25 protein-coding genes and 2 tRNA genes are annotated in these 25,625 nt (G+C 62.2%); 3 read left to right on the forward strand and 24 right to left on the reverse strand.

Going from position 1 to position 25,625, the window contains the following annotated elements; genetic code table 11:
- Nucleotides 1-320: 320 nt before the first annotated feature.
- Nucleotides 321-394 (reverse strand) — tRNA-Gly (locus JL39_RS11135).
- 25 nt (nt 395-419) lie between these two features.
- Nucleotides 420-504 (reverse strand) — tRNA-Tyr (locus JL39_RS11140).
- 204 nt (nt 505-708) lie between these two features.
- Between JL39_RS11140 and JL39_RS11145 the strand changes: the two genes are divergently transcribed.
- From JL39_RS11145 to JL39_RS11155, 3 genes are all read left to right on the forward strand, one after another.
- The gene (locus tag JL39_RS11145) at nt 709-1,617 is read left to right on the forward strand and encodes an RNA methyltransferase (RefSeq protein ID WP_037149950.1); all 909 of its coding nucleotides are present in this window, start codon (nt 709-711) and stop codon (nt 1,615-1,617) included.
- Between the two features lie 5 nt (nt 1,618-1,622).
- Complete coding sequence (cysQ, locus tag JL39_RS11150; RefSeq protein WP_037150268.1) at nt 1,623-2,408, forward strand: 3'(2'),5'-bisphosphate nucleotidase CysQ; 786 nt, start codon at nt 1,623-1,625, stop codon at nt 2,406-2,408.
- Nucleotides 2,409-2,638: 230 nt separating this feature from the next.
- On the forward strand, nt 2,639-3,943 hold the full coding sequence (locus JL39_RS11155) for a UDP-glucose/GDP-mannose dehydrogenase family protein (protein ID WP_037149953.1): 1,305 nt from the start codon (nt 2,639-2,641) through the stop codon (nt 3,941-3,943).
- Nucleotides 3,944-3,950: 7 nt separating this feature from the next.
- On the opposite strand, the gene JL39_RS11160 is transcribed toward JL39_RS11155, so the two are convergent.
- The 22 genes from JL39_RS11160 to JL39_RS11265 form a co-directional block, all read right to left on the reverse strand.
- Nucleotides 3,951-4,415, reverse strand: coding sequence for a hypothetical protein (locus JL39_RS11160; protein ID WP_037149956.1), 465 nt, complete (start codon nt 4,413-4,415; stop codon nt 3,951-3,953).
- 168 nt (nt 4,416-4,583) lie between these two features.
- The gene (gene arsB / locus JL39_RS11165) at nt 4,584-5,657 is read right to left on the reverse strand and encodes an ACR3 family arsenite efflux transporter (RefSeq protein WP_037149959.1); all 1,074 of its coding nucleotides are present in this window, start codon (nt 5,655-5,657) and stop codon (nt 4,584-4,586) included.
- Nucleotides 5,658-5,706: 49 nt separating this feature from the next.
- On the reverse strand, nt 5,707-6,141 hold the full coding sequence (arsC, locus tag JL39_RS11170; protein ID WP_037149961.1) for an arsenate reductase (glutaredoxin): 435 nt from the start codon (nt 6,139-6,141) through the stop codon (nt 5,707-5,709).
- Entirely contained in the window at nt 6,138-6,665 is a 528-nt protein-coding gene (locus tag JL39_RS11175; RefSeq protein ID WP_037149964.1) for an arsenate reductase ArsC, read from the reverse strand. The genes arsC and JL39_RS11175 overlap by 4 nt, the downstream gene beginning before the upstream one ends.
- The gene (locus JL39_RS11180; protein WP_037149968.1) at nt 6,662-7,015 is read right to left on the reverse strand and encodes a helix-turn-helix transcriptional regulator; all 354 of its coding nucleotides are present in this window, start codon (nt 7,013-7,015) and stop codon (nt 6,662-6,664) included. The genes JL39_RS11175 and JL39_RS11180 overlap by 4 nt, the downstream gene beginning before the upstream one ends.
- 196 nt (nt 7,016-7,211) lie before the next feature.
- Complete coding sequence (locus JL39_RS11185; RefSeq protein ID WP_037149973.1) at nt 7,212-8,054, reverse strand: alpha/beta hydrolase; 843 nt, start codon at nt 8,052-8,054, stop codon at nt 7,212-7,214.
- A 61-nt stretch (nt 8,055-8,115) separates the two neighbouring features.
- Nucleotides 8,116-9,618 carry an ABC transporter substrate-binding protein gene (locus tag JL39_RS11190; protein ID WP_037149976.1) on the reverse strand — a complete coding sequence of 501 codons (1,503 nt, stop codon included), beginning with the start codon at nt 9,616-9,618 and terminating at the stop codon, nt 8,116-8,118.
- 77 nt (nt 9,619-9,695) lie between these two features.
- Complete coding sequence (locus tag JL39_RS11195; RefSeq protein ID WP_037149979.1) at nt 9,696-10,838, reverse strand: PLP-dependent cysteine synthase family protein; 1,143 nt, start codon at nt 10,836-10,838, stop codon at nt 9,696-9,698.
- Between the two features lie 3 nt (nt 10,839-10,841).
- Nucleotides 10,842-11,228 (reverse strand): RidA family protein, encoded by a 387-nt coding sequence (locus JL39_RS11200; RefSeq protein WP_037150271.1) that lies wholly within the window; start codon nt 11,226-11,228, stop codon nt 10,842-10,844.
- Between the two features lie 19 nt (nt 11,229-11,247).
- The gene (locus tag JL39_RS11205; RefSeq protein WP_037149982.1) at nt 11,248-11,826 is read right to left on the reverse strand and encodes a peroxidase-related enzyme; all 579 of its coding nucleotides are present in this window, start codon (nt 11,824-11,826) and stop codon (nt 11,248-11,250) included.
- The gene (locus JL39_RS11210) at nt 11,823-12,314 is read right to left on the reverse strand and encodes a hypothetical protein (protein WP_052182819.1); all 492 of its coding nucleotides are present in this window, start codon (nt 12,312-12,314) and stop codon (nt 11,823-11,825) included. The genes JL39_RS11205 and JL39_RS11210 overlap by 4 nt, the downstream gene beginning before the upstream one ends.
- A gap of 4 nt (nt 12,315-12,318) precedes the next feature.
- Nucleotides 12,319-14,589, reverse strand: a complete 2,271-nt coding sequence (locus JL39_RS11215) for a molybdopterin-dependent oxidoreductase (RefSeq protein ID WP_037149985.1) — start codon at nt 14,587-14,589, stop codon at nt 12,319-12,321.
- Nucleotides 14,590-14,593: 4 nt separating this feature from the next.
- On the reverse strand, nt 14,594-15,511 hold the full coding sequence (locus JL39_RS11220) for an oligopeptide/dipeptide ABC transporter ATP-binding protein (RefSeq protein WP_037149988.1): 918 nt from the start codon (nt 15,509-15,511) through the stop codon (nt 14,594-14,596).
- Nucleotides 15,508-16,518, reverse strand: coding sequence for an ABC transporter ATP-binding protein (locus JL39_RS11225; protein WP_037149990.1), 1,011 nt, complete (start codon nt 16,516-16,518; stop codon nt 15,508-15,510). Before JL39_RS11225 ends, JL39_RS11220 begins: the two co-directional genes overlap by 4 nt.
- A gap of 7 nt (nt 16,519-16,525) precedes the next feature.
- Nucleotides 16,526-17,716 carry a Xaa-Pro peptidase family protein gene (locus JL39_RS11230; protein WP_037149992.1) on the reverse strand — a complete coding sequence of 397 codons (1,191 nt, stop codon included), beginning with the start codon at nt 17,714-17,716 and terminating at the stop codon, nt 16,526-16,528.
- Nucleotides 17,713-18,570 carry an ABC transporter permease gene (locus JL39_RS11235; RefSeq protein ID WP_037149995.1) on the reverse strand — a complete coding sequence of 286 codons (858 nt, stop codon included), beginning with the start codon at nt 18,568-18,570 and terminating at the stop codon, nt 17,713-17,715. Before JL39_RS11235 ends, JL39_RS11230 begins: the two co-directional genes overlap by 4 nt.
- Nucleotides 18,571-18,581: 11 nt before the next feature.
- Nucleotides 18,582-19,499 carry an ABC transporter permease gene (locus JL39_RS11240; protein ID WP_037149997.1) on the reverse strand — a complete coding sequence of 306 codons (918 nt, stop codon included), beginning with the start codon at nt 19,497-19,499 and terminating at the stop codon, nt 18,582-18,584.
- A gap of 34 nt (nt 19,500-19,533) precedes the next feature.
- Nucleotides 19,534-21,018, reverse strand: a complete 1,485-nt coding sequence (locus tag JL39_RS11245; RefSeq protein ID WP_081952796.1) for an NAD(P)/FAD-dependent oxidoreductase — start codon at nt 21,016-21,018, stop codon at nt 19,534-19,536.
- A 2-nt stretch (nt 21,019-21,020) separates the two neighbouring features.
- Nucleotides 21,021-21,992: a LysR family transcriptional regulator gene (locus tag JL39_RS11250; protein ID WP_200883941.1), complete on the reverse strand. Its 972-nt coding sequence runs from the start codon at nt 21,990-21,992 to the stop codon at nt 21,021-21,023.
- Between the two features lie 265 nt (nt 21,993-22,257).
- Nucleotides 22,258-23,226 (reverse strand): LysR family transcriptional regulator, encoded by a 969-nt coding sequence (locus JL39_RS11255; protein WP_348270563.1) that lies wholly within the window; start codon nt 23,224-23,226, stop codon nt 22,258-22,260.
- A gap of 101 nt (nt 23,227-23,327) precedes the next feature.
- Nucleotides 23,328-24,821, reverse strand: coding sequence for a carboxylesterase family protein (locus tag JL39_RS11260; RefSeq protein ID WP_037150006.1), 1,494 nt, complete (start codon nt 24,819-24,821; stop codon nt 23,328-23,330).
- A gap of 7 nt (nt 24,822-24,828) precedes the next feature.
- Complete coding sequence (locus JL39_RS11265) at nt 24,829-25,623, reverse strand: ABC transporter permease (protein ID WP_037150009.1); 795 nt, start codon at nt 25,621-25,623, stop codon at nt 24,829-24,831.
- Nucleotides 25,624-25,625 lie beyond the last annotated feature (2 nt).

Here is a 25,625-nt window from a genome sequence, read left to right on the forward strand (position 1 = left end):
ATCGTGCCAATGTTGACGTGCGGCTTATTCCGCTCAAACTTGCTCTTTGCCATTGAATGCTTCCTGTGAACATAAGAGGTGGACCCGGCGCCCGGGTTTGGTGTCGCCGTTTAAGGCTTTCCATAAGAATGCGCAAGACATAATTGCGACGCGCGGCCGGACAAGGGGAACACGAAAAATCCCCGCAGAACTGCCTCAGGAGCTGGCGATACCGCAACGTCATTCAGGACGCCACATGACAATCGATATTGCCGCCCGGGAAAGCGGGCGTCATGGTCCGACAAAACAACCGCACTTAAAGGGATGCATCGGAGAAGATATGGAGCGGGTAGCGGGAATCGAACCCGCGTATTCAGCTTGGAAGGCTGCTGCTCTACCATTGAGCTATACCCGCGGGGTGGTCCGATCCGGCGACAGAATGGTGGAGGGAGTTGGATTTGAACCAACGTAGGCTGAGCCAACGGATTTACAGTCCGTCCCCTTTAACCACTCGGGCATCCCTCCAGTTTTCCGTCTGGATCTACTGACCAAGCTCGTCAGATCGAGGTGCTTTCGGTGCCCCGCGATCTGCGCCGCGTATATGACTGCCCCGCTCCCGTCTGTCAACACGAGGTTTTTGGAAAAATGACGAAAAAAACGACCGCTATGCACAGGGACCTCGACCACGCGGGGGCTTTGCCGAACGGATCGGCGTCGCTATAAAGCGCCATGAGCAAGGACAGCAAACAAGACAAATCCGGCCGCGACAGCCATTATGCCACGCTGAGGCGCGCCGTGCGCGACGCCAAGCGCGACCGCGGCGAAATCCCGATGCCGCCGCAGAGGCGGCAGAAATCCAACAAGGACTGGAAGCCGCCACAGCTTCAGCCGGATCAGGTCTTTCTTTACGGCCTGCATACCGTGCGCGCCGCGCTCGACAACCCCGAGCGTGAGTTGATCAAGCTGTCGGTAACACAGAACGCGTTCGCTCGTCTCGACATCGGCGAAGCGCCCGCCCTTCCCTTCCCGGTCGAATTCGTCTCGCCGCAGGATATCGACGGGGTGCTTGGCCCGGAGGCCATCCATCAGGGCGTCATGCTGGAAACCCGGCCTTTGCCGCTTCGCAGGCTGGAGGCACTGAAGGATAGCCCGCTGCTTCTCGTTCTCGACCAGGTGACCGACCCGCACAACGTCGGCGCGATCATGCGTTCGGCGGTGGCCTTCGGTGCCGGCGCGGTGATCACCACCCAGAGACATAGCCCGACCGAATCCGGTGTCCTCGCCAAATCGGCGTCCGGCGCGCTCGAACTCATACCTTATATACAGGTGACCAACCTCGCCGATGCGATCGGCGCGCTGCACCAGCTCGGCTTCCGGACGATCGGGCTCGATTCGGAGGGCCCCGCTCCGCTTGAAGACACGTTTGTCGGTGACCGTATTGCACTCGTGCTCGGCTCGGAAGGCAAGGGATTGCGCCAGAAGACCCGCGAGACCGTGTCGGCGCTCGCTAGGCTCGACATGCCCGGCGCAATCAAATCGCTCAACGTCTCCAATGCGGCGGCGATCGCCCTTTATGCCACACGCCAGCACCTCGTCCGACTGTCCGTGAATGGTTCAAACGCTTCGAGGGCGTCGTGATGTCCATGCTGGCTACGTTCGAAAGAGCCGCGTTTCTTGCGGGAAAGGCCATCCTGGATATCTACAGGGCGGGACCGGATACTCGTTACAAGGCCGATCGCTCGCCGGTCACCGAGGCGGACGAGGAAGCCGAGAGGATCATCCTCGCCGAACTCGCCAGGGATTGTCCCGACATTCCGGTGATCGCGGAGGAATCAGTGGCCGCAGGTCGCGTGCCTTCGATCGAAGGGCGCTCCTTCATCCTGGTCGATCCGCTTGATGGGACAAAGGAATTCATCAACAGACACAAGGATTTCACCGTCAACATCGCCCTCATCGAAGAAGGCAAGCCTGTGCTCGGAGTGGTTTATGCTCCCGCTCTGCATGTCGCCTATCTCGGCGGACATGGGAGCGCCATGAAACTCATCGTCGGCGATGACCTGACCAGCAGCCGACAGCGGATTTCGGCCCGGCCCGTCGAAACGCCCCCGGTCTGCGTCGCGAGCCGCTCCCACGGTTCCGTCGAAACAGAGACTTTCCTCAAGCAGTCCGGCGCATCGGATATCCGCTCTATCGGCTCTTCACTGAAATTCTGCCTGCTTGCGGAAGGGGCTGCCGATCTTTATCCCCGCTTTGGACGAACCATGGAATGGGATACGGCGGCCGGCGATGCGGTGCTGCGTGCAGCCGGCGGATCGACCCTGGACCTTAATGGAGAACCGCTCCGCTACGGCAAGACCGGACAACCCGGCATGGCGGATTTTGCCAATCCCGATTTCATCGCCTGGGGCAGACGTCAGAACCCCTGCTAGCCGGTCACGCTTATGAACAACCCGTCGAAGGCTTTCATATCAAAGTCATATAGCCGGTCGATGTCCGGCCAAGGACGTCGCTGCGCCGGCAAATGCAGTTTCAGTTGATCGGCAGGAATCCAAGTGGAATTAATCCTGCTCTGAATGATGCGTTGCAATAAAAGCTGGATGCGGTAGGAAAAGCTTAAAATCAGGGCAGATGTTCTGCTCGACCGTGATGAGGATTGCAAATGCGTATTGTGATGGTTGGTTCGGGTTATGTCGGCCTGGTTTCGGGAGCCTGCTTTGCGGACTTCGGACATGATGTGGTTTGCGTCGACAAAGCCGTGGAAAAAATCGAGGCGCTGAAGAAAGGCGTCATCCCGATCTTCGAGCCCGGATTGGACGCGCTGGTCGAATCGAACGTCAAGGCGGGGCGCCTTTCCTTCACCACCGATCTCGGTCAGGCAGTCGCCGACGCCGACGTCGTCTTCATCGCGGTCGGTACCCCGTCCCGCCGCGGCGACGGCCATGCCGACCTTGGTTACGTCTATGCCGCAGCGCGCGAAATCGCTGCAGCGATGAGGGGTTTCACCGTGGTTGTCACGAAATCCACAGTACCGGTCGGCACCGGCGACGAGGTCGAACGGATCATCCGGGAAACCAATCCGGATGCGGATTTCGCCGTCGTCTCCAATCCGGAATTCCTGCGCGAAGGGGCCGCCATCGAGGATTTCAAGCGCCCGGACCGTATCGTCGTCGGCCTTTCCGACGAGCGCGCCCGTGGGGTGATGACGGAAGTCTACCGGCCGCTCTACCTCAACCAGTCGCCGCTCCTCTTCACCAGCCGCCGCACCTCGGAACTCATCAAATATGCCGCGAACGGGTTCCTGGCGATGAAGATCACCTTCATCAACGAGATGGCGGATCTCTGCGAGCGTGTCGGCGCCGACGTGCAGGATGTCTCCCGCGGCATCGGCCTCGACGGCCGCATCGGCTCGAAGTTCCTGCATGCTGGCCCGGGCTATGGCGGCTCATGCTTCCCGAAGGATACGCTGGCGCTTGCCAAGACCGCGCAGGACTATGACAGCCCTGTCCGCCTGATCGAAACGACGATTGCCATCAACGACAACCGCAAGCGCGCCATGGGCCGCAAGGTGATCGCCGCTGCCGGCGGCGACGTTCGGGGCAAGAAGGTGGCCGTGCTGGGACTGACCTTCAAGCCCAATACGGACGACATGCGCGACAGCCCGGCAATCGCCGTCGTGCAGACGCTCAAGGATGCGGGCGCGATCGTCTCCGGCTACGATCCTGAAGGCATGGAAAACGCCAAACAGCTCATGGAGATCGAGTTTGCGAGCGGTCCGTATCAGGCCGCCGAAGGCGCCGATGTCACGGTTCTCGTCACCGAATGGAACGAATTGCGCGCGCTCGACCTTGAGCGCCTCAAGTCCGTCATGAAGACCCCGATCCTTGTCGACCTGCGCAATGTCTATCGTCGGCCGGAAGTCGAAGCTCACGGCTTCACCTATTCCGGCGTCGGAAAGGTGAAATAGCAGAAGCCTATTTCTTCGGGACGGCCAGTTCCGCCCTAAATTTGTCGCCGCGCTCCCTGATGGCATCGAACATGCCTTGGAGCGCGGCGAAATTTCCCCGCTCCTCGGTGCATACCCGGTCCTGATAGAGCGGCAGGTCCACGAAATCCTGGTCGTTGAACCAGTAGATTTCGGTCTCGCCATTGGAGCGGGACTGTTCGATCGGTCTTTCCCCATCAAGATAGACGTGAGGTTGGAGAATCCGGTGGCGCTCGACTGCGACCTTGATGAACTTGCGCTCGAATGCCTCAGCCGTCTTCATCTTCCAGACGCCGATAGACACCCAGTTCCTGCAGTTGCCAAGCGGTGCAGTGCTCCCGCCCTTGTAGCGCCATCCCTCGATCAGAGAACGAAACCGGTCCTGCCCGCCACCGGAGAACCCGAGTTTGAAGACATATGCCGCAGGGTCGAGAGCATGAGCCTTGCGGGCCACGCATTCGGAAAACAGTACGTAGATGAACGGTCCTGCTAGGTTTGCAAAAGGCGAGGAACTGGTCGCGTATTTGATAAGTTCACATTGTCGGCACGGCATGTCGGGATGGTGAGAATTTTGCCGGCCCTTGTCAATCGACTGCAGAGGTCCCGCCTGAATGCCACGATGTCACTCGGCGGGGACACGATCCATCTGAGAGCCGTAGTAGCGCCTGCCCATCCACAGCGCGAACTGAACGAGGATGATCAGGACCGGCACTTCCACCAATGGACCGATGACAGCGGCGAAGGCCACCGGCGACGCGAGACCGAAGGCCGCGATGGCGACGGCGATCGCCAGTTCGAAGTTGTTTCCGGCTGCGGTGAATGCGACTGCGGTGGTCCGCGGATAATCCGTATTGATCGTCTTCGCCATGAAGAAGCTGACCGTGAACATGACCAGAAAATAGATGGTCAGCGGGATGGCGATCAGCGCGACGTCGAACGGCAGCCGGACGACGTCGCCGCCTTTCAGGCTGAACATCGCAACGATCGTGAAAAGAAGCGCGGCCAGCGTGATCGGGCTGATCTTCGGAAGGAACGCCTTCTCGTACCACTCCCTGCCCCTGACAGCTGTCAGGATGCGTCTCGACAGGTAGCCCGCCAGGAACGGGATGCCGAGATAGATGAGGACGGCTTCTGCGATCGTCCAGAACGAGACGTCGATGACGCTGCCCTCCAGCCCGAACAATGGCGGAAGGAAAGAGAGGAAGAACCACGCGTAGACGCTGAAGAACAGGATCTGGAAGATAGAGTTAAAGGCGACCAGACCCGCGACATACTGGTTGTCGCCGCGCGCGAGCTGGTTCCAGACGAGCACCATGGCAATGCAGCGCGCAAGACCGATCAGGATCAGTCCGGTCATGTATTCCGGGTAGCCGCGCAGGAAGACGACGGCCAGAATGAACATGAGCACCGGACCGATGATCCAGTTCTGGACGAGGGAAAGAAGGAGGATCCGCTTGTCGGCAAAGATCTGATGCAGTTCCTCGTAGCGAACCTTCGCGAGCGGCGGATACATCATCAGGATGAGGCCGATCGCGATCGGAATATTGGTCGTGCCCATGGACATGCTGTTCAGCCAGGCCGGCAGGCCTTCGAAAACCGTGCCGAGGATCAGCCCGAGAGCCATGGCGGCGAATATCCAGACCGTCAGATAGCGGTCGAGGAACGAAAGACGTATCGTAGGGCGAGCGGGCTGCATGGCAAAGCCTCTTTCTGAAAAGTTCGGGGTGACGGCGGCGGGAGCCGGGTCAGGAAACCCTGCGGCCTTCCGCGTCGACGACGGCTTCGCCATCCTCCTTGGCGAACGCCCCTTTTTGAGGCATCGGAAGAATGTCCAGCACGACTTCCGAAGGACGGCAGAGCTTGACACCCATCGGCGATACCACGATCGGGCGGTTGATCAGGATGGGATGCTCCATCATCGCGTCGAGGAGTTGTTCGTCGGTCAGGGTTTCATCCTGGAGCCCCAGCTCGGCATAAGGTGTGCCCTTTTCGCGCAGAAGATCCCGGACAGGGATATCCATTCGCGCGATCAATTGCATCAGCAATGCCCGGCTCGGCGGCGTCTTCAGATATTCGACGACGTGCGGTTCGATGCCGGCGTTCCGGATCATTGCGAGTGTGTTTCGTGACGTCCCGCAATCAGGATTGTGATAGATGACGATGTCGATCGGTTCGGTCATGCGACGTCAGCCCTCTTCGACGTGGAGCCTTCCATCTGGCCGATCTCGCGGAGCTTCGTGGTCAGGCTCATGCGCTCCAGGCTCTCGACCGGAAGCGCGGCAAAGGCTGCGATGCGGAGCTTCATGTAACGGAGGGTCTGGCCGAAGGCGACGCGCTTTTCCGCATCCGTCCCTTCCAGGGCGGCAGGATCTTCCAGCCCCCAATGGGCGGTCATCGGCTGGCCAGGCCATGCCGGGCACGCCTCGCCCGCAGCGTTGTCGCAGACGGTGAAGACGAAATCGAGTTCCGGCGCACCGGGGACTGCGAATTCATCCCAGCTCTTGGAGCGAAGGCCTTCGGTCGGATAGCCATGCCCCTGAAGCGTCTCGATTGCGAGCGGGTGAACCTGCCCCTTCGGATAGCTTCCGGCCGAGTACGCGTTGAACTTTCCCGCACCATCCTTCTTCAGGATGCTTTCAGCGATGATCGAACGGGCGGAGTTTCCGGTGCAAAGGAAAAGCACGTTGAATGTGGTCTTGGTCATGATGACACCTTCTGCGGAGGGCAACAGGGGGAAAGTTCGGCAATCAGCGGTTCGCAGAGTTCAGCCCTGCCGCCGCAGCAGTCCTTGACAAGGTACAAGGTCAGATCGCGCAGCGCGGCGATGTCGGCCCTGTAGACCATCAACCGGCTCCTTCGCTCGGCATGGATGAGGCCGGCACGGGCAAGGACACTCAGATGCGAGGACATGGTGTTCTGCGGCACGGCCAGCATTTTCGCGACGTCGCCGGCAGGAATCCCGAGCGGTTCGTGCTGAACGAGCAGATTGAAGGCCTGAAGCCGCGTCGGCTGGGCCAGCGCCGCAAGGGCGAGAATGGCTTTTTCCTGTTCCATATATCCAGATTACTCGATATATGGATGAAGTCAATGGAATATCGACAAGAGCGGTGCGAAGCTCGCTTCTGTCCAGTTTAACTCCGTCGTCTCTCAGCTGACATGATGTGGGCGATCCTGAGTAAGATCGCAGCTGGCGGCGATACCGCCCCTCGCCGCTTCGCACCATGGATGGGAGGCCATCAAACCTGCCCCTTCAGGCTGCGGTCCGTTCCAGAAACTCCCGTATTGCCGCAACGACAACGCCATTTGCTTCAGCATGCACCGCATGGTTCGCCCCCGGCACTTCGAGAAGCTCGCCCCTGGGGGTCCGCTCGGCGATCAACCGGGAATGGTTGGGAGGGCAGATCCAGTCTTCCGCACCGCAGATAACCAGCGTCGGCACAGGGATGTCCTTGAGGCGATCACGCAGGTCGTAGAGCCGTTCCTTGAAGAGCGCATTATGAGTTTCCGCATGCAGGTGCATGGTGCGGGTCCGTTCCAGCGCGGCATCCGGATCGAACTTCTCATAATAGAGCGGCTGCAGAGCGAGCCAGATGAGACGAAGCTCCGTATCGTCCTTCACCTTGTCGGAAAACATCTTGTCGAGCATCGAAAGCGAGGCGCTCGTCGCCTTGTGGAGGCGCTCCTTGAACACCACCATAGCGTCGTCCTCGTGATGATAGCTCGCCGCCGTGCCGCGCAGGATCAGCCGGGACAGGTTGTGCCCATATTTGACGGCATAGGTCAGCGCGATCATGCCGCCGAAAGAACCTCCCTCCAGGATGATCTTGCGGCCGCCGCACAGGTTCACGCGAAAGGCTTCGACGTCATCTGCCAATTGCTCGAACGTATAGGGCGGCGTCAGGCTGGTCTCGCCGCATCCGCGCTGGTCGTAGGCAATCAGGCGGTAGTTGTCCGACAGCGGCTTGTAGGCGTTGAATTCGCCGCGCCGATCGCCGATGCCGCGTCCGCCATGAAGTGCGATGATGGCTTCCGCATCCGGATCACCGATATCGTCGTAAACGAAGGTGGCGTTGTTCAGGGTCACTGTCGGCATGGATTGTCCTCGATCTGGCAGGAAGGCATCCCGCGCCGTGCAAGCGCGGGATGCCGGATCATCAGTTGGCGGGCTTCATGTCGAAGGCGCGGACCCAATCGTCGCCGCGCGGCGTCCAGGTAATGCGCTTGGAAAGCCCAAAGGTTGCCGGCTGCGTGTAGAGGAAAAGCGCAGGCGCTTCATCGCACATTACCTCGGTCGCCTTCTTGTAGGCCTCCTGGCGCTTGGACTTGTCCATGGTCGAACGGCCGTCCGCCAGCGCCTTGCCGAAATCTGCATTATCCCAATAGGCGTACATGTTGCCCGGCGCGAACAAGGTCAGGAGACCGTCGGCATCGATCGTCGGCCAAGCCTGGCTGAGCAGGCTCAAGGGGGCAAGATCCTTCGTCTTCAGATACTTGTCCATGTAGGCGCTGAACTGCATCTCGACGATCTTTGTCTTGACGCCGATCTCCTCAAGCTGGCTTGCGACGGCCTGCACCACCTCCCCGCCGTTGAGATAGGTTCCGCTCGGAACATCGAACTCGATCGGTTCGGAAGGGGCGCCGCCTGCCTGCTCCAGCAGTTCGGCCGCCTTGTCCGGATCATAGGGATAAGGTTTCAGGTCCGGGTTGAAGCCGAAATAGGTCTTCGACATCACTTCGCAACGGGCGATCTCGGCCTGTTCATCGAAGATGGCCTTGACGATGCCTTCCTTGTCGACGGCGTAATTGAGGGCCTGCCGGAACAGCCTGTTGTCGAGCGGCGGCTTTGTCGTGTTGAACTTGATGAACACGGTGCGCGTGCTCGGCACGGCGCCGGCCTGGGCGCTGCCATTGTCCTTGATGCGCTGGATTTCGGTGGTGGGGATCGAGTTCACGAAGTCGACTTCACCGGCAAGAAGGGCCGCGACGCGGCTCGCCGGTTCGGGGATGACACGGATGACAACCTGATCGAAATCAGGCTTATCGCCCCAGTATTGCGGATTGGCATTGAGCGTGAAGCTTTCGCCCGGCTTGACGGAACTCAGCACGTAAGGACCGCCCGACGCCGCCTCGGTTGCCGGCTTGTGCTCCGCCGCCCATTTCGGCGGAAGCAGGAAGAACATCGAGAGCTGCTCGATCATCGCCGGATAGGGCGCGCTCGTCTTGATCTCCAGCTCCGTCGGGCTGATGACCTTGACGTCGGAGATCAGCGCAAACCACGCCTTGATGCGGGCGTTGAGCGCCGGGTCGCGGACGCGGTCGAAATTCCACTTCACCGCTTCCGCATCGATCTTCTCTCCGTCGTTGAACGTAGCGTCCGACCGCAGCGTGATCCGCCAGGTCAGGTCGTCAACGCTCTTCCATTCGGTGGCCAGCGAGGGCACGATCTTCATGTCCGGCGCGCGCAGCACGAGCGACGGATAGATATGGCTGAGCAGGCTCAGGTCGGTGCCGACCGATGCCGTCATATGCGGATCGAAAGTGTTGATCGTATTGGTAATGCCGATCGTCAGCGTCTTGCCCTCGGCCAGCGCCGTGGTCGACATCAGGGCGCTCAGCGAAAAGGCGGCAATCGCCGCAGATATCATTTTCCTGTCCATGTTCCGTCTCCTTCTGGTTTCTCGAATGTCTTTCTTTTTCATGCCGTTATGTGCATCCGCAAGGAACGGACTTTCCTCTATCGCGTATCCTTGAGAATAAGCGGATCGAACTTGCCCGTATCGAGGAAGGTCTCGATCATCTGCCTGTGCGGCTCGATGTCGATGCCGTTTTCCCTCAGCCAGTCGGGGTTGTAGTAGGTGGAAGTGTAACGGTCACCGCTGTCGCAGATCAGCGAGACCAGCGAGCCCTCCTCCCCGGCCGCCATCATGCAGCCCGCAATCCAGCACAGCCCGAAGAAATTGGTGCCGGTCGAACCGCCAACCCGCCGGAACAGCCGCTCCGACAGGACGTGCATGGCCGCAATCGACGCCGCATCCGGGATCTTGATCATGTGGTCGATGACGCCCGGAATGAAGGACGGTTCGACCCGCGGCCGTCCGATCCCCTCGATGCGCGAGGGCCTCTCGCAGGTAACGTTCACGTCGCCGGAGCAATACGCATCGTAGAAGGCGGAATATTCGACATCCACGACGCAGAGCCTCGTCGGGAAATTCCGGTAGCGGATGTAGCGCCCGATCGTCGCTGAGGTGCCGCCGGTGCCGGCACTCATCACCACCCAGGCCGGATGCGGATGGCGCTCCGCCTGCATCTGCTCGAAGATACTTTCGGCGATGTTGTTGTTGCCGCGCCAGTCGGTCGCCCGCTCCGCATAGGTGAACTGGTCGAGATAATAGCCCTTAGCCTCCTCAGCCAGGCGCTGGGCGACGTGATAGACCTCGCCGGGGCTTTCGACGAAATGGCAGCGCCCGCCGAAGCGCTCGATCGCCTCGATCTTCTGGCTGCTCGTCGAGCGCGGCATCACCGCGATGAAGGGCAGGTCCAGAAGATGCGCGAAATAGGCCTCGCTGACCGCGGTCGAGCCGGACGAGGCTTCCACCAGCGTCGTGCCCTTCCGGATCCGGCCGTTGCAGATGCCGTAGAGGAAGAGCGAACGGGCAAGCCGGTGCTTCAGGCTGCCGGTCGGATGGGTCGACTCGTCCTTCAGGTAGATCGAGATGCTCTTCAACCCCTTGAAGACCGGGTTGACCAAATGGGTGTCGGCCGAGCGGCGGCCGTCGCCCTGCAATATCCCGATCGCGTGCCGCGCCCAGTCGCGATCCTCGCTTTCGGGCAACCGCATCACCGGCGGGCAGGACGGGCAGGATTGCGTATCCGACATGGGTCAGGCCTTTGCAGGAATGGCGATGACGGCTTCGACCTCAACCTTGGCGCCCTTCGGCAGGGCCGAGACCTCGAAGGTGGCGCGCGCCGGATAGGGCGCGGAGAACGCCGCCCCGTAGGCTTCGTTGATCGCCGCGAAACCGGAAAGATCGGTCAGCAGGATCGTGGTCTTGATCGTCTTCGACAGATCAGTGCCGGCCGCTTCGGCTATCGCAGCAATGTTCTTCAGGCATTGCTTCATCTGCTCGACGGCATCGTCGGAATTGAAATTGCCGGTCGACGGATCGATCGGAAGCTGCCCCGAGACGAACAGCAAATCTCCATGTCGGACAGCCTGCGAATAAGGCCCTATCGCGGCTGGGGCATTCTCGGTCGATATGGCGTTCATGGTGTTCTCCTTGTTCATGTTATCGGCCGTCAACCGGCGTGGAATGGCCAAGCGTGTGCATCAGGCGGTTGGCCCAGCCGAAGATCGCTGCGGAATGGATAAGGTCGACGATCTCGGCTTTCGACAAGCCGTGGTCGCGCAGCGTCTGCACCTGATCCTGGCCGACATGCGAGGGCGTCTCCGACAGCGTCCTGCAGAAATCGACGATCGCGTGGATCTTCGGCTCGAACGGACCGTTGAGGCCTCGCATGTAGATTTCCTCGACCACGTCGGAACGGTCGGAAAGCTCCACGTAGCGGCGTGCATGAACGGAGGCACAATAGACGCAGCGGTTGACGGCGGACGCGACCAGCGCGCCGAGTTCCCGTTCGGCCCGATCGAGTCCCCCCTTGGCATACATGATGGCATTGAAGAGCTTCGTCCGTGCCACATAGGATTCCGGGTCGTGCGCGAGCGTGCGCACATAGGGCGACACCTTGGTGTTGGAAGGCGTCACCTGCATGGCCGCAAGCTGGTCCTCCGTGGCGGTCGCCACATCGACCGGCTCGATATAGGGCGCCCAGGCGAGCGCCTTGACCTTGAAACGCGACGCACTCATGCCACCCGCTCCAACGCTTCCAGGCCGACGATCACCCGGGCCTCGAAATTGACGAAAGCGATCAGTTCCGAGAGCGCGATGATCTGCGGGTTCGAAAGTCCGGCGGCTTCGAGACGCTCGATATCGGCCCTGGTGTTGTTACGCGGCGTTTTGGTGACGAGATCGGCATGGCGGACAAGCGCCTGTGTGAAGATATCCGCACCCGTCGGAAGTTCGACAGCAGAGGCGATCGCCGCCAGCGTCTCGTCGCTGCCGGCCTCCTCCAGCATCAGGTCATAGGTCCGCGCCAGATCATTCCGGCCGATCAGCCGCGCCATGCGGGCGGCAAGCGCTGCGCGCATCGCGTGGCCGATGTCGAATCCATGGTTGGGCTCCAGCACCGTCTGACGGCACAGTTCCGTCCCTTCCACATAGTCCGGCCGCTCGCGGCGGATCCGGTACAGTTCGGAACCCGGCTTTATCCCTGACAGGATATCAATCTGATCCATGCATTCAGTCCTCATGCTGTTGTTCCGGTGCCGGCCCGCGCCATGCGCGGATCGAAACCAGGCAGGAATTCGGTGCGGTCGCCTGAGACAGGCGGGAAGCGGCCGTGATCGGCGTCAGCGTATTCGGATTGCCGCCATGATCGATCCCGTCGCTATCCGGGCGGAACCAGCCGCCGGTCGGCAGCACGGCCACACCTGGCATCAGATCCGCATCGATCGTCACGGCTGCGATCGTACGACCCCGGTCGTTGTAGAGTTCGCAAAGATCGCCATCCTCGACGGCGAGCCCCTTTGCATCCACGGCGCTCAACGTGAACCGTTCGTACCCCCGCAACTTGGCGCTTTGGCTGGCGGGACCATATTCAAGCTGTCCATGCAGGCGGTGCGCAGGCTGTGGCGAAAGAAGATGGAACCGGTGTTTTGACGCAAGCGGCGCGCCGAGCCATTCCTCCGGCTCCCTCCAGGCGGGATGCAAGCCGATATCGGGATAGCCGAATTTGCCGATCGTGCCGGAGGCGATCTCGATGCGGCCGCTCGGCGTCTTCAACGGCGCACTTTCGGGGTCCTTCGCGAACCGCCGGAAATGATCGGCGGGCGCCGGCGCCTCCTCCCCTTCGTCAAGGGCCGCAAAGCCCCGCAGGCGGAAGGACTGGAAGTCGGGCAGTTCGGGATAGCGTTCCCGATAACCTTCATAGATATGAGCCAGCCAGTCGTCGACGCAGCGGTTTTCATCAAACGCTTCGCGGCAGCCAAGCCTGTCGGCGATCAGGCAATAGGCCTCGTGATCCGTAAGCACCCCTTCCGGCGGTTCCATGACGCGCCGGCTGTAGACCAGCCAGTTGTCTCGCGAAGAGGCTGCGACGTCATCACGCTCGAATGGAAAGGCCGAGGGAAGCACGATATCCGCCATCTTCGCCGTCGCAGTCCACATGTTCTCGGTGACGATCACCGTTTCCGGGCGCCGGAAGGCTTCCGCAAGGCGGTTGAGGTCCTGGTGATGATGGAACGGATTGCCGCCCGCCCACCAGACGAGCCGGATATCGGGCAGTTCGAGGGCCTGGCCGTCGTAGTCGATCCGACCGCCCGGATTTTCAAGAAGCTCGGTTGTGCGCGCGACCGGTATGAAATGGCTCACCGGATTGCGCCCCTGCTCGAATGCCGGCCCCTTCAGCCGGCGCACCGGCTGGCCCACGGCATTGACAGCGGTCAGGCCGAAGGCAAAACCGCAGCCCTTCCTGCCCACATGGCCGGCCATGGAAGCAAGCGTGATCGCCGCCCAGAACGGCTGTTCGCCGAAACGGGCGCGCTGCAGCGACCAGGCAACGTTGATCAGGCTGCGATGGTCGTGCAGGTCTTCGGCGATTTCGATGATCGTCTCGGCCGGCACGCCGGAGATTGCCGACGCCCAGGCCGCGTCCTTGGCAATGCCGTCCCCCTCCCCGACCAGACAGCTTTCGAACTCTCCGAAGCCCGTGGTGCAGCGCTTCAGGAACTCGCAATCGAACAATCCCTCGGTCAACAGCCTGTGGCACATGCCGAGCATGACGGCCGCGTCCGTGTTCGGGCGGATCGGGACGTGCCGGACATTCGGGCCCAAGGGCGCATCGCTTGCCGCCGGGCTGAATACGACGATGCGAACGCCCCTTTCCTGGCAGCGGCGCAGCCATTCGACCGCGCGATGGCTGCCGGTGCCGCCCGCCTCGACCTGCGCATTGGTCAGCCGGAAGCCGCCGAAGCCGACGAGCAATTCACAGTTCTCCAAAATGTCGCTCCAGGAGGGCGATGTATCGCAGGCGTCCTTGTACTCGCTCCCCAGAATATGCGGCAGCAGTACACCGGCCGCACCGTAGGAATAGCTGTTGACCGAGGAGGTGAAGCCGCCGGCGAGATTGAGAAGCCGCTTGAGCTGGCTTTGCGCATGATGGAAACGGCCAGCGCTCGCCCAGCCGTAGGAGCCGCCGAAGATCGCCTGGTTCCCGTGGGTGGAGCGAACACGCCTCAATTCATCGGCGATCAGGCCTGTGACTTCGTCCCAGCCCACCGCGACGAATCCCTCCCTGCCCCGACCGACGCCCGTGCCGGCCAGCGGGCCATTTTCCAACCAGGAGCGCCGAACCATGGGCGCACGGATGCGCTCGGGATGATCGGCAAGATCGAGATAGCCAAGCCCTATTTCCGAGGGATCGGGATCATGCCGGAAAGGCAGGAGCCGCGGTTTCCCGTTCGCGTCACAGCCGACCTCATAGGTTCCGAAATGGGTCGCGAACAGGTGCATGGCGCTAACCTCCGAGGACGAAGTGCCGATCCCCGACCGCCCGTAGCGAGGCTTCCTCGGGCGGCAGGTTGGCATTGACATCAAAAGCGATGGGTCGGCGATTGCGCTCGATATCCGGGTCGGGAACCGGGATCGCCGAAAGGAGCGCCTTCGTATAGGGATGCTGCGGGTTCTCGAAGATCGCCTCGCAGGGGCCGATCTCGACGATACGGCCGCGCAGCATCACCGCGACCCGATGGCAGAGGTAGCGGATCATCGAAAGATCGTGGGCGATGAAGAGGTAGGTCAGCCCCAGCTCGTCCTGCAGGTCCTGGAACAGGTTGACGATCTGCGCCTGGATCGACACGTCGAGCGCGGTGATCGGCTCGTCCGCGACGATGAAGGCCGGATTGAGCGCAATCGCCCGGGCGATGTTGACGCGCTGCCTCTGCCCGCCGGAAAACTCGTGCGGATAGCGCTTCATGAACGAGGGGTCGAGGCCGACCTTCTTGAAGAGCGATGCGACCCGGTCCTGCCGCTCCGACCGCGTCCCGGCAAGCCCGTGCACGTCGAGCGGTTCGGCGACGAATTCACCGACCGTCATGCGCGGATTGAGCGAGGCATAGGGATCCTGGAAGATGATCTGCATGTCGCGCCGGTAGGGCTTGAGCATCGTCTTCGACAGGCCGGTGATGTTCTTGTCCTTGAAGAGGATGTCGCCGCTGGTTGGCGCCTCGAGCTGCAGCAGCACGCGTCCGGTCGTGCTCTTGCCCGAGCCGGATTCGCCGACGAGGCCGAGCGTCTCGCCGGCCGCAATGTCGAAGCTGACATTGTTGACGGCCTTGAGCGCGACCGTCCGGGACCCAAACAGCCCCCCTTCGCCACCATAGGTCTTGCAAAGCCGGTTGACGGAAACGAGAGGGGTGGCGTGAAGCTCGGTCATGCCTGTGCCTCCATGCGCGCAAGCTCGGCACTCAGGTCGTACCAGGCCGCCACCCGATGGCCGGGAGTGCTGTCGGCAGCATCGACAAGCGGCGGCGTTTCCAATCTGCACCGCTCCGTGGCGAAGGGATTGCGCGGCGCGAAAGGATCGCCGACCGGCTCCTTCGTCAGATCAGGTGGATTGCCGGGAATCTGGTAGAGCCGGTTGATACCGCGCCGGCCGCCATGTGGCAGCGATTTCAGGAGACCCCAGGTGTAGGCGCTGCGCGGATCGTGGAAAACGGAGCGGACCGGGCCACGCTCCATGATGCGGCCGCCATACATGACCTGCACCGTATCGGCCAGTCCGGCGACCACGCCCATGTCGTGGGTGATCCAGATGACGGTCGTGCCGATCTTGCGTTTCAAGTCGCGGACGAGATCGAGGATCTGCGCCTGCACGGTGACGTCGAGCGCCGTCGTTGCCTCGTCGGCGATCAGCAGCTTCGGATTGCAAGAGATGCCGATGGCGATCATCACTCGCTGGCGCATGCCGCCAGAAAATTCATGCGGATACTGCCGGGCACGGCGGGCGGCATCGGGAATGCCGACCAGTTCGAGAAGTTCGATCACCCGCGCCCGTGCCTGGCTCGTCGACATGCCGAAGTGCCGGCGCAGCGGCTCGGCAATCTGCCGCTCGATCGTCAGCACCGGGTTGAGCGAGGTCATCGGGTCCTGGAAGACGAAGCCGATCTCCTTGCCGCGCACCTCGAAAAGCTCACGCTGAGAGAGCTTCAGCAGGTCGCGGCCGTTAAACATCACCTCGCCGCTGACGATGCGGCCCGGCGGGGTGGCGATCAGCCCGACCATCGAAAGCGCATGCACGCTCTTGCCCGAACCGGATTCACCGACGATGCCGAGGGTCTCGCCCTCTTCAAGGATATAGGACACGTCGTTGACGGCATGCACCGTGCCGGACGGCGTGTCGAACGCGACGGTAAGATTGCGGACCTCGAGCAGCGGAGCCATCGGACGCTCAGACCTCCAGGTAGCCGCCAGCGGAGCGGGTCAGGTATTCGCGGCCGGTTTCGGTCATGAGAACCGTGTCGGAAATCTGTGTGGCGCAAACGCCGGGCACACGGATATTGGGCTCGAAGGTGAAGATCATGCCCGGCTCCAGCACCAACGGAGAATTGGCGTCGAGCGAGGAATGCTCATGGGCGCCGAGCCCGATGCCGTGGCCGATGCGGCCGGGAATATTGGCGCCATAGCCGCGCTTTTTCAGGCCCTCACGGGTCTTCTCGAACAGGTCCCTGTAGGGTGTGCCGGGCCTGATGATCGCGTCGACCTCTTCGCGGATTTCGAGGATGGCGTCGAGCGCCCGCCTGTTGACCTCCGGCAGCGGGCCCATGGCCACTGTCCGCTCGTTTTCCGCATGGATCCCGTTGGCGATCGTCCAGATGAGAACAGAGACCGCCTCGCCGCGCTGCGGCTTGCGCTGGGTGGGGTTGTCGCAATTGAAGAACATGCGCGGGCCGGAGAGCACCCAGGTCCAGAGGCCGTTCTGAACGCCGCCCTCCAGGGAGCCAAAATCGCAGACTTCCACATCGGGATAATTTTCCGCCCAGAGCCTGTTCATCGCGTGCATCGAGGCGACGGCGACGTCCCGCTCCGTTCCGCCTGCCGCCAGCGTTTCTACAGCAGTATCCATGCCGAGATCGGCGATCTTCGCGGCGATGCGCGCCTGGGCGATCTCGTCCGGATCCTTGATCAGCCGGCAATGGTCGATGAGATGGCTGACATCGGTGAATGTCGCGTCCGGCAAGGCCTTGCGAAGCTGGCCGAGCCGCTGGATCGAGACGAACTCCTCCTCGATCCCGACCGTCTTTGCGGCAACGCCGAGGTCGCCGAGGATGGAGGCGAGCGCATCCTGCCAGTTCGGCCCCATCGTCACCTTGGTGGACCATGCGCCATAAAGGCGGATGTCCGGCACCCAGGCGCTCGCCCGGCCGTGGTCGTCGCGCAGCGCATGCACGAGCATGATCGGATCATGGTCGCGCGTGAGGATCGCGATCACCGGATGCGAATAGATGATCGGGTTGAAGCCGGTGAAATAGAAGCTGTTTTCCGGCTTGAAGGAAATGATGACATCGACGTCCTGTTTCGCCATGCCCGCCTTGAGGCGTCCGACGCGGGGCGGCAGGCTGGATGGGGATATCTTGTTCATCGCATGGTCCTCAATTTCGGATCGAAATAGTCGCGCAGCCAATCCCCCAAGAGGTTGACGCTGAGCACGGTCAAAAGGATCGCGACGCCCGGGAAGGTGACGATCCACCAGGCCGTCGAGATGTAGACGCGGCCATCGGCCAGCATGCGGCCCCAGCTCGGGTTCGGCGGCTGGACGCCGAGGCCGAGGAAGGACAGCGCCGCATCCATGATGATGATGCGGGCGAGCTCCAGGGTCGCGATCACGAGCGCCGGCGTCAGGACGTTCGGCAGGAGATGCTTGATCATGATGCGCCAGGTCCCTGCCCCAATCGCATGCGCGGAAAGGATGAATTCCCTCTCCCGCAGTGCCAGAACCTGGCCGCGGATGATGCGCGCGTAGCGCAGCCAGCTCGTCAGCGCGAGCACGACGACGAGGTTGGTGGTGGACGGCCCCAGCGCCGCGATCACCAGAAGCGCGAGCAGCATCAGAGGCAGCGCCAGCTGGATGTCGACGATGCGCATCAGCACCCGGTCGACCATGCCGCGATAATAGCCGGCGACAATGCCGAGAAGCGTGCCGACGATACCGCCGAGAACGACGGCGGCCGTTGCGATCGTCAGCGTCACCCGGCTCCCGTAGACGATGCGCGAGAGGATGTCGCGGCCGAGCTCGTCGGTGCCGAGCGGATGGGCGCCCGGCGAAAAAAGCCCCGTCCAGGTGGGTGCCGCCATGCGGGCGACGAGGTTCGAGCGCGTCGGGACCGGCAGACCGAGATAGGGCGCAAGCAGCGCGGCCAGAACGAAGACCACGACGAGAACAAAGCCGAACAGCCCGGCGCGGCTTTTCAGGAGGGCGAGGAAGAAGGACTTCATGAACGCCCCCCTTATTGCCGGCTGATGCGCGGATCGAGCACGCCGTAGAGCAGGTCGACCAGCAGATTGATGAGGATGAAGATAGCGGCGACAAGAGCGACACCCGCCTGAATGACCGGGAAATCCTGGGCCTGGATCGCCTGCATGATGATGCGTCCGACGCCCGGCCAGGCAAACACCGTCTCGATGACCACCGAACCGCCGAGCAACTCGCCGGCGATGATGCCGATCATGGTGACCACAGGGATCAGCGCGTTGCGGGCGATATGCCAGAAGAATACCGTGCGCGGCAGGAGGCCCTTGGCGCGGGCCGTGCGAACGTAATCCTCGCGCATGATGTCGAGCAGCGACGACCGCAAAAGCCGGGCAATGGAGGCGGAGACGAACACCGCGAGCGTCAGTCCCGGCAGGACCAGATGGGCGATCGTGCCCGAGCCGCCGGTCGGCAGCCAGCCGAGATCGACCGAAAAGACGAGGATCAGCATGATGCCGAGCCAGAAAACGGGTGTCGCCTGCCCCAGCAGAGCGGCGATCATGACGATGAATTCGGAGATGGTGCCGCGCTTCAAGGCTGCAACTGCACCGGCGGCGCCGCCGATCAGCGTACCGAACAGCAATGCGGTCCCGGCAAGCTCGATGGTCGCCGGCATGCGTTCGAGAACCACGTCCATCGCGGGACGAGTATGCTGGAAGGAGATGCCGAAATCTCCACGCAGCATCGCGAACATGGACAGGGCATATTGTTCGAGGATCGGCCGATCGAGGCCGAGGGAGACCCGCAGCGCGTCGATCTCCTGCTGGTCGGCTCCAACCGGAAGCAGCAGCACCGCGGGGTCGCCCAGCACGCGGCTGACGAAGAACACGATGGTCACTACGCCCCAGATGGCGAGCAGCGCTTCTCCGAGCTTGACTGCCAGGTAGCGGTTCATGGGCAAGGCCCCGCAGCGGCAAGAACCGTGTCTCTCATTCCGCTGCACCCTTTTCGAGATCGTCGAGCATCGCGGCGGAATCGGTCCACTCGTCGCCAAGCAATTCCGGCGTCTCGTACGCCACCAGGTTGGCGAAGTGGACCTCGCGGTCCGCGACGAAGAGGCTGCGGGCGATGCCGCGCGCCAGCCGGCGTCCGCCATCACTGACGGCCGGGATATCGCCCGACAGCTTGCCGTGGCTGAGCGATGCCGGATAGTTGAAGCAATGAACGAGGCGCAGCGACGGGCAGCTTCCCGGTACCTTTTCCAGGAATTCGAAATCGGGACCGAGATAGGGCGAAGTCGCGAGCTCGCCGTTCTCCATGCCCTCGGCGGGCGCATAGGTGTCCTGCCAGAACCGGATGAAGGGCGCGAAATGGTGAAGTTCCGGCCGCTCATCGAGATCCACCCGGAAGCCTGTCGCGAAGATCACGAAGTCGTATTCCAGGTCGCCACGGCTGGTCTCGACAATCACCCCGTCGCCCTTTTCACGCAGGCCGGTCAACCCGGTCGCCAGAAAGAAACGGCCGTTCGGATGACGGGAGACCCGGAGCGTGGAATCCCGCGGCGGCGGCGTCTGGGCGCCCAGCACATAGTCCATGAACTTCCACTTCCAATCGTCGCTCAAGCCCGCAAAGCCCTGCACGACGCCCTGGCTGGAAATGCCGGTGAACTTGTTGATACGCGGCATCTCCTTGCGGCGGATGATCATGTCGACGCCGGCGGCCCCTGCTTCGAGGGCGGTCGCAGCATTGTCCATGGCCGAGGCCCCGGCACCGATCACGGCGACGCGCTTTCCCTTCAGGGCAGCAAAGTCGATGTCATCGGCCGAATGCGCCCAGAACCTGCGGTCCACATGGTGCGCGAAGTCCGGCACGTAGCCGCGGCCGAGACCGTCGCGGCCGGTTGCAAGCACGACATGCCGTGCGTAGAGCCGCTCATCCTTTCCGCTTGCGAAGTCGGTCGCATCAAGCGCGATCAGGTCGTCATTGACCGGCGTCATGCCGGTGACGGCGACGCGGTTTCGAACCGGCAGGTCGAGCACCTTGCGATACCAGACCAGGTAGTCCATCCATTGTTCTTTCGGGATTTTGCCAAGCGCCTCCCAGGTGTCCTGGCCGAACTGCGCCACATACCAGGCGCGAAAGGTCAGTGACGGCAGGCCGAGGGCCGGGCCCGTCAGTTGCTTGGGCGAGCGGAGCGTCTCCATGCGGGCGAATGTAACCCATGGCCCTTCGAGCCCCTGCGGAGCCCGGTCAAGGCAGACGACGTTGTGGATACCGAGCATCTTCAGCGATGCGGCCGCCACGAGCCCGCACATGCCGGCGCCGATGACGACGGCGTCATAGACACGCTTGCCGTCATATTCGGTCGCCGGCACCCACTCCTTGGGAGGAAGCTCGAGGAGCGAAAGGTCGTCGGCCAGTCTGCTTTCGAGACCTGCCAGACCCGTCGCCGGCTGCTTGGCTTGGACGTTCAAGATCAATGCTCCTGTGCATGCTGGCCGGCGCCGAACGTGGCATCGGCAACGCGTTCGATATGACCCGGATCATGCGCGATGAAACCGGGCATGCGGGCGGCTGAAATCCTGATGATCAACTGGATGAGCTCAAGGACGCCATCCGGAAGCGGCCTGGAAGCCGCCGAGAAAATCCCCCAGAGAAACGGGACGTTCATGTCCAGGGGGCGGATTTCGACATTCTTCAGCTCGACGCCATAGGCGGTGGCGGGCTCGACGATCGCGATGCCGAAGCCGGTCGACGCGAGCTGCAACGCATTGAGCGCAGCATTGGTGTCCACGATGCGCGATGGCCGGACACCGGCAACCTCAAGCGCCTGGTTGACGCGGCGGCGCAGGCGAAAGGGGTTCGCCATGGTGATCAGGCAGCGATCGGCGAAATCATCCATGGAAATCGTCGGCTTGGCGGCCAGAGGATCATCCACCGCGACCGCCGCCACGCAGGGCGATTGGAAGAGGCCATGCACTTCAAGACCGGGATGCTCGACCGGCAGGGATGCGACACAGAGATCAGCCGTGCGGGCAAGCACGGACTGGACCGCAGCCTCGGCCGAAATGCTGCGCAGATGGATGTTCCGTGGAAGCAGGCTTTCCGGCATTTCGGCCAGCGCCAGCGGAAGGAGACCGCTCGCAAACGCCGGGATCGCGGCGATCTCGATGGGGCCTAGCTCTGTGGACGCGATTGTCTTCGCCCGCTCCTGGAGCTGGCCGATCCCGGTCAGGAAACGTTCAGCATCGGCATGGAAGGCAATCGCCTTGGACGTGGGTGTGATGCGCGGGCCATTCCGTTCGAAGAGCGGAAACCCGACCGAAGCCTCCAGTTCCTGGACAAGCCGTGTCACCTGGGATTGCGAGCGATCCAGAAGGCGCGCCGCGGCGGTGATGCTGCCCGCCGACATGACCGCCAGAAAGACTTCGAGCTGCTTGATTTCCATCGCCAACCCATAATGCGCAAATTGCAGCATTGATCTATGTCAATTCGTTTAATGCATAATAAGGTTTGAGGCAATAGAAGATCCCGCCTAAAAAATGTGCTTTCGGGATTCGATGTTCGAGCGTCAGCCCTGCTTTCGAAGGCCTCCGTGGATCGCTTGACGCGTTCAAGCGGACGTGCCCGGCGCAGCCATACTGGTTACGCCCAAGCAGCTCGCGTTCGTTTCAAGGCTAAATGTCACCGTCTGGCGACAGCCATCATCACGCCTATATGCTCGGCAGGCTGTCGTGCTTGATAAATCTGGTCAGCTTCGATGCCTGGTGCTCGATCGCATCGATCAATCGCCGGACGGTCGCCGACAGCGGAAGTCCCGTCGCCGTGATCACGCCCCAATGGAACGGGACATGGAAGCTCAGGGGAATGACGGAGACGTCCTTGATCGGCAGCCCGCTCAGAGTAACCGACTCGACGATCGCCACTCCAAGCCCCGCCCGCGCCAGCGAAAGCGAAACATAGGTGGCGTTGCTGTCGATCACACCGCCGGGCTCGATGCCATGCTCGGCAAATGCGCGATCAATCCGCATCCGCAGCCGGTACGGATTTGCCGAGGCGATCAGCCGGCGGCCGTGCAGATCGGCCGGTTGCAGCATATCCTTCCCCGCCAGTTCGTCGCCAGCGGCCACGATGGCCACGCATGGCACCTCCCCGATCCAGTGGACGTCGATACCCGGATTGTCGAGCGGCAGGCTGGCGACGCCCACATCGGCCGTCCGCGCCAGAACCGCCTGGACGACATTCTCCGAAGCGATGCTTTGCACATGGACGTGTTCGGGAAAGAGTTCCTTTGGCAACTCCTGCAACGCAAGCGGGATCACACTCGCGGCGATCGCCGGAATCGATGCAAGTTCCACCGCCTTCGCCGGAGCAGTCTCGATCTGCCGGGCCCTTTCGCTGATGGTGCGCAGCCCGCTGAGGAACAGCTCTGCCTGAGAGAAAAAGGCGACCCCCTGTTCGGTCGGGGCGATCCGCGGTCCATTGCGATGCAGCACCGGAAAACCCAGTTCCTGCTCCAGTTCCTGAATGAGCCTCGTCACCACCGGCTGGGATTTTCCAAGCGCCTTGGCAGCACCCGTCATACTGCCGATGGACATCACGGCCACGAAAGCCTCCAATTGCCGCGTATCAAGATATTCCGGAGGCATAACGTTTCCCGTCTTCGCCCTTACGAGTGACATTCCAGCATTCGTCGACGTGGTTGGTATAGCCATCTTATCCTTGGCGGACCAGTCCGGTTCAGAACGGGCGCTTATCGGTGTGAACGGTCGTGCGATCCTTTTCACGCGCCCGCGGTGCTCCAAAGCGCGGTGCGCCCATCGAAGGGGTCGGCGATGACGCGAAAATCACCGGCGTCCATATGCAGCACCTCCGGCTGCGAGGCAGAATAGCGAGGCCAGTCACCGGCCGGCGACTTCGGCATCTCGTCGCGCATGAAGGAAACCCAGACGTCGTGAACAGCCGCCGCGAAATCCGGCCGCGTGACGGCCTGCCGCGTTGGCAGATGGCTGACATCCATGCCGCGCCGGTACCAGACCTCGCCGACTTCGGCGCCGTGCGGCGCTCCGAGTTCGTCTGTCCCGATCGGCCCGTAGAGGTATTTGTAAACGGGCTGGTGGACCGCATGCAGTCGGGCGAAGCGCGTCGCCGGGTTCTGGAAGACCAGATCGCCCCCGACGGCGCGCCAGATGCCGCGCGGAGAATGATCCGGCAACGCACGCCGATAGCGCTCGACGATCCCGGCCCCGGTCAGCCCCATCGGCCGCACGCGTTCGTGCAGCAGGCTTGCGGCGATCTCGAAATCCATGTCCGGCTGCGCCGTCGCATGGGTCACGTATTCGCCGGTCGTGCAGCCGATCATCATCGGCACGGCGATGGTTTCGCCATCCGCTGCGGCGGCTTCCGGGTGTCGCGGAAGCGAGATGCCGTCGATGACCGGGACGAAGGGGACACCCAGCATCGAGGCCGAGCCGTCCCGCTCGAAGTCATGCCGTTCGTAGGATTCGTTGCAGAGATCGCGCTGCGCGACGAGCAGGGTCTCGAAGGGCATGTCGTGAAGCTCGGCTTCCGTCACCTGCAGATAGTCGAGCATGCGACGATTGAGCTTCTGCGCATCGTCCATAGTGGAAATGCCGGTGCTCGCCCCGCTTTGCGGCATCGCCCTGGCGAAGAGACCATGCGCCGCGGGCATGGCCATGACCGCCGCAATCGCGAAGCCACCGGCAGAACGGCCCGCAAAGGTGACGCGCTTCGGGTCACCGCCGAAGGCTTCGATATTATCGCGAACCCATTGAAGCGCGGCGATCTGGTCGAGCAGGCCGCGATTGTCCGGCGAACCGTCGTTCAGATGCAGGAAGCCGAGCGCGCCCAGCCGATAGTTGACGGTGACTTCCACAATGCCACTGGCCGCAAAGGCGCCGCTTTGCAGAACGGCCTCGTTCGCCGAACCGACGGCATAGCCGCCGCCATGGATCCAGACGAGTACCGGAGCGGAACCGGTTACCGACGGCGTCCGGATATTGACCGTCAGGAAGTCCGTGCCGAACTCCAGTTTCGATGCGGCCGCCTTGCCTACGGGACCATAGGTCGGGATCTGCGGACAGACTGCGCTGAGTGTCCTGGCAGAGCGGATGCCGGACCACCGGGGCACCGGCTGCGGCGCCGCAAAACGCCGTTCCGGCGTGATCGGCGCGGCATAGGGAACCCCGAGAAAGACGTGATATCCGTTTTCCCGAAAACCCTCGACAGGACCACCCGTTGTTTCGACGATTGTCATGCCGGCCTCATATCGCCCTGCGCAGGCCGACCAATCTTTCGACCGCGACCACGACGCCGATGGAGATCAGGATCAGGATGACGGAAAGGGCGGCGATCTGCGGATCGGTGGAATATTCGAGATAGTGATAAATTTCTGTCGGCAGCGTGGACGCCTTGACCGAGACGATGAAGAGCGAAATCGTCGCCTCGTCGAAGGAGATCAGGAAGGCGATCACGGCACCGGCGATCAGGCCGGGACGCACCAGCGGCAGGGTGATGCGCCAGAAGACCAAGGCCGGAGACGCCCCGTGCACCAGTGCGGCCTCCTCCACACGCGTGTCGACGGCCATCAGGCTCATGGTGATCGTTCGTACCGTGTAAGGGATCGTGATGCCGAGATGGGCAAGTACGATGCCGGGGTAGCTGTCGAGCAGCCCTATCGGCGCGATCACCAGCATGATGCCGACGGCCAGCACGATATGCGGCACGAGGAAGGGCGCGAGGATGAGGAAATTCACCGCCGCCTTGCCGCGGAACTTGTAGCGCACCAGCGACAACGACAGGAGCATGCCGGCCGAAACCGACACGATGCCGACAATCGCGCCGATCGCCAGGCTCCGCCAGAAGGCCGAGATGAACTTCGCATTCTCGAATACCTTCACATAGGACCCGAACGAGAAGCTTTCCGGCGGAAAAGCGAGATACTGGCGCGTGTCGAAAGAGATGATGAAGACGATGACGATCGGCGCCAGCAGGAACAGATAGAGCAGCGTAATCAGCGTATTCCAGGCGACGCGGCCGAGGATCGAGGGGTTCTGCATGG

Source organism: Rhizobium sp. YS-1r, assembly GCF_000757525.1.
Taxonomy (GTDB): Bacteria; Pseudomonadota; Alphaproteobacteria; order Rhizobiales; family Rhizobiaceae; genus Neorhizobium; species Neorhizobium petrolearium.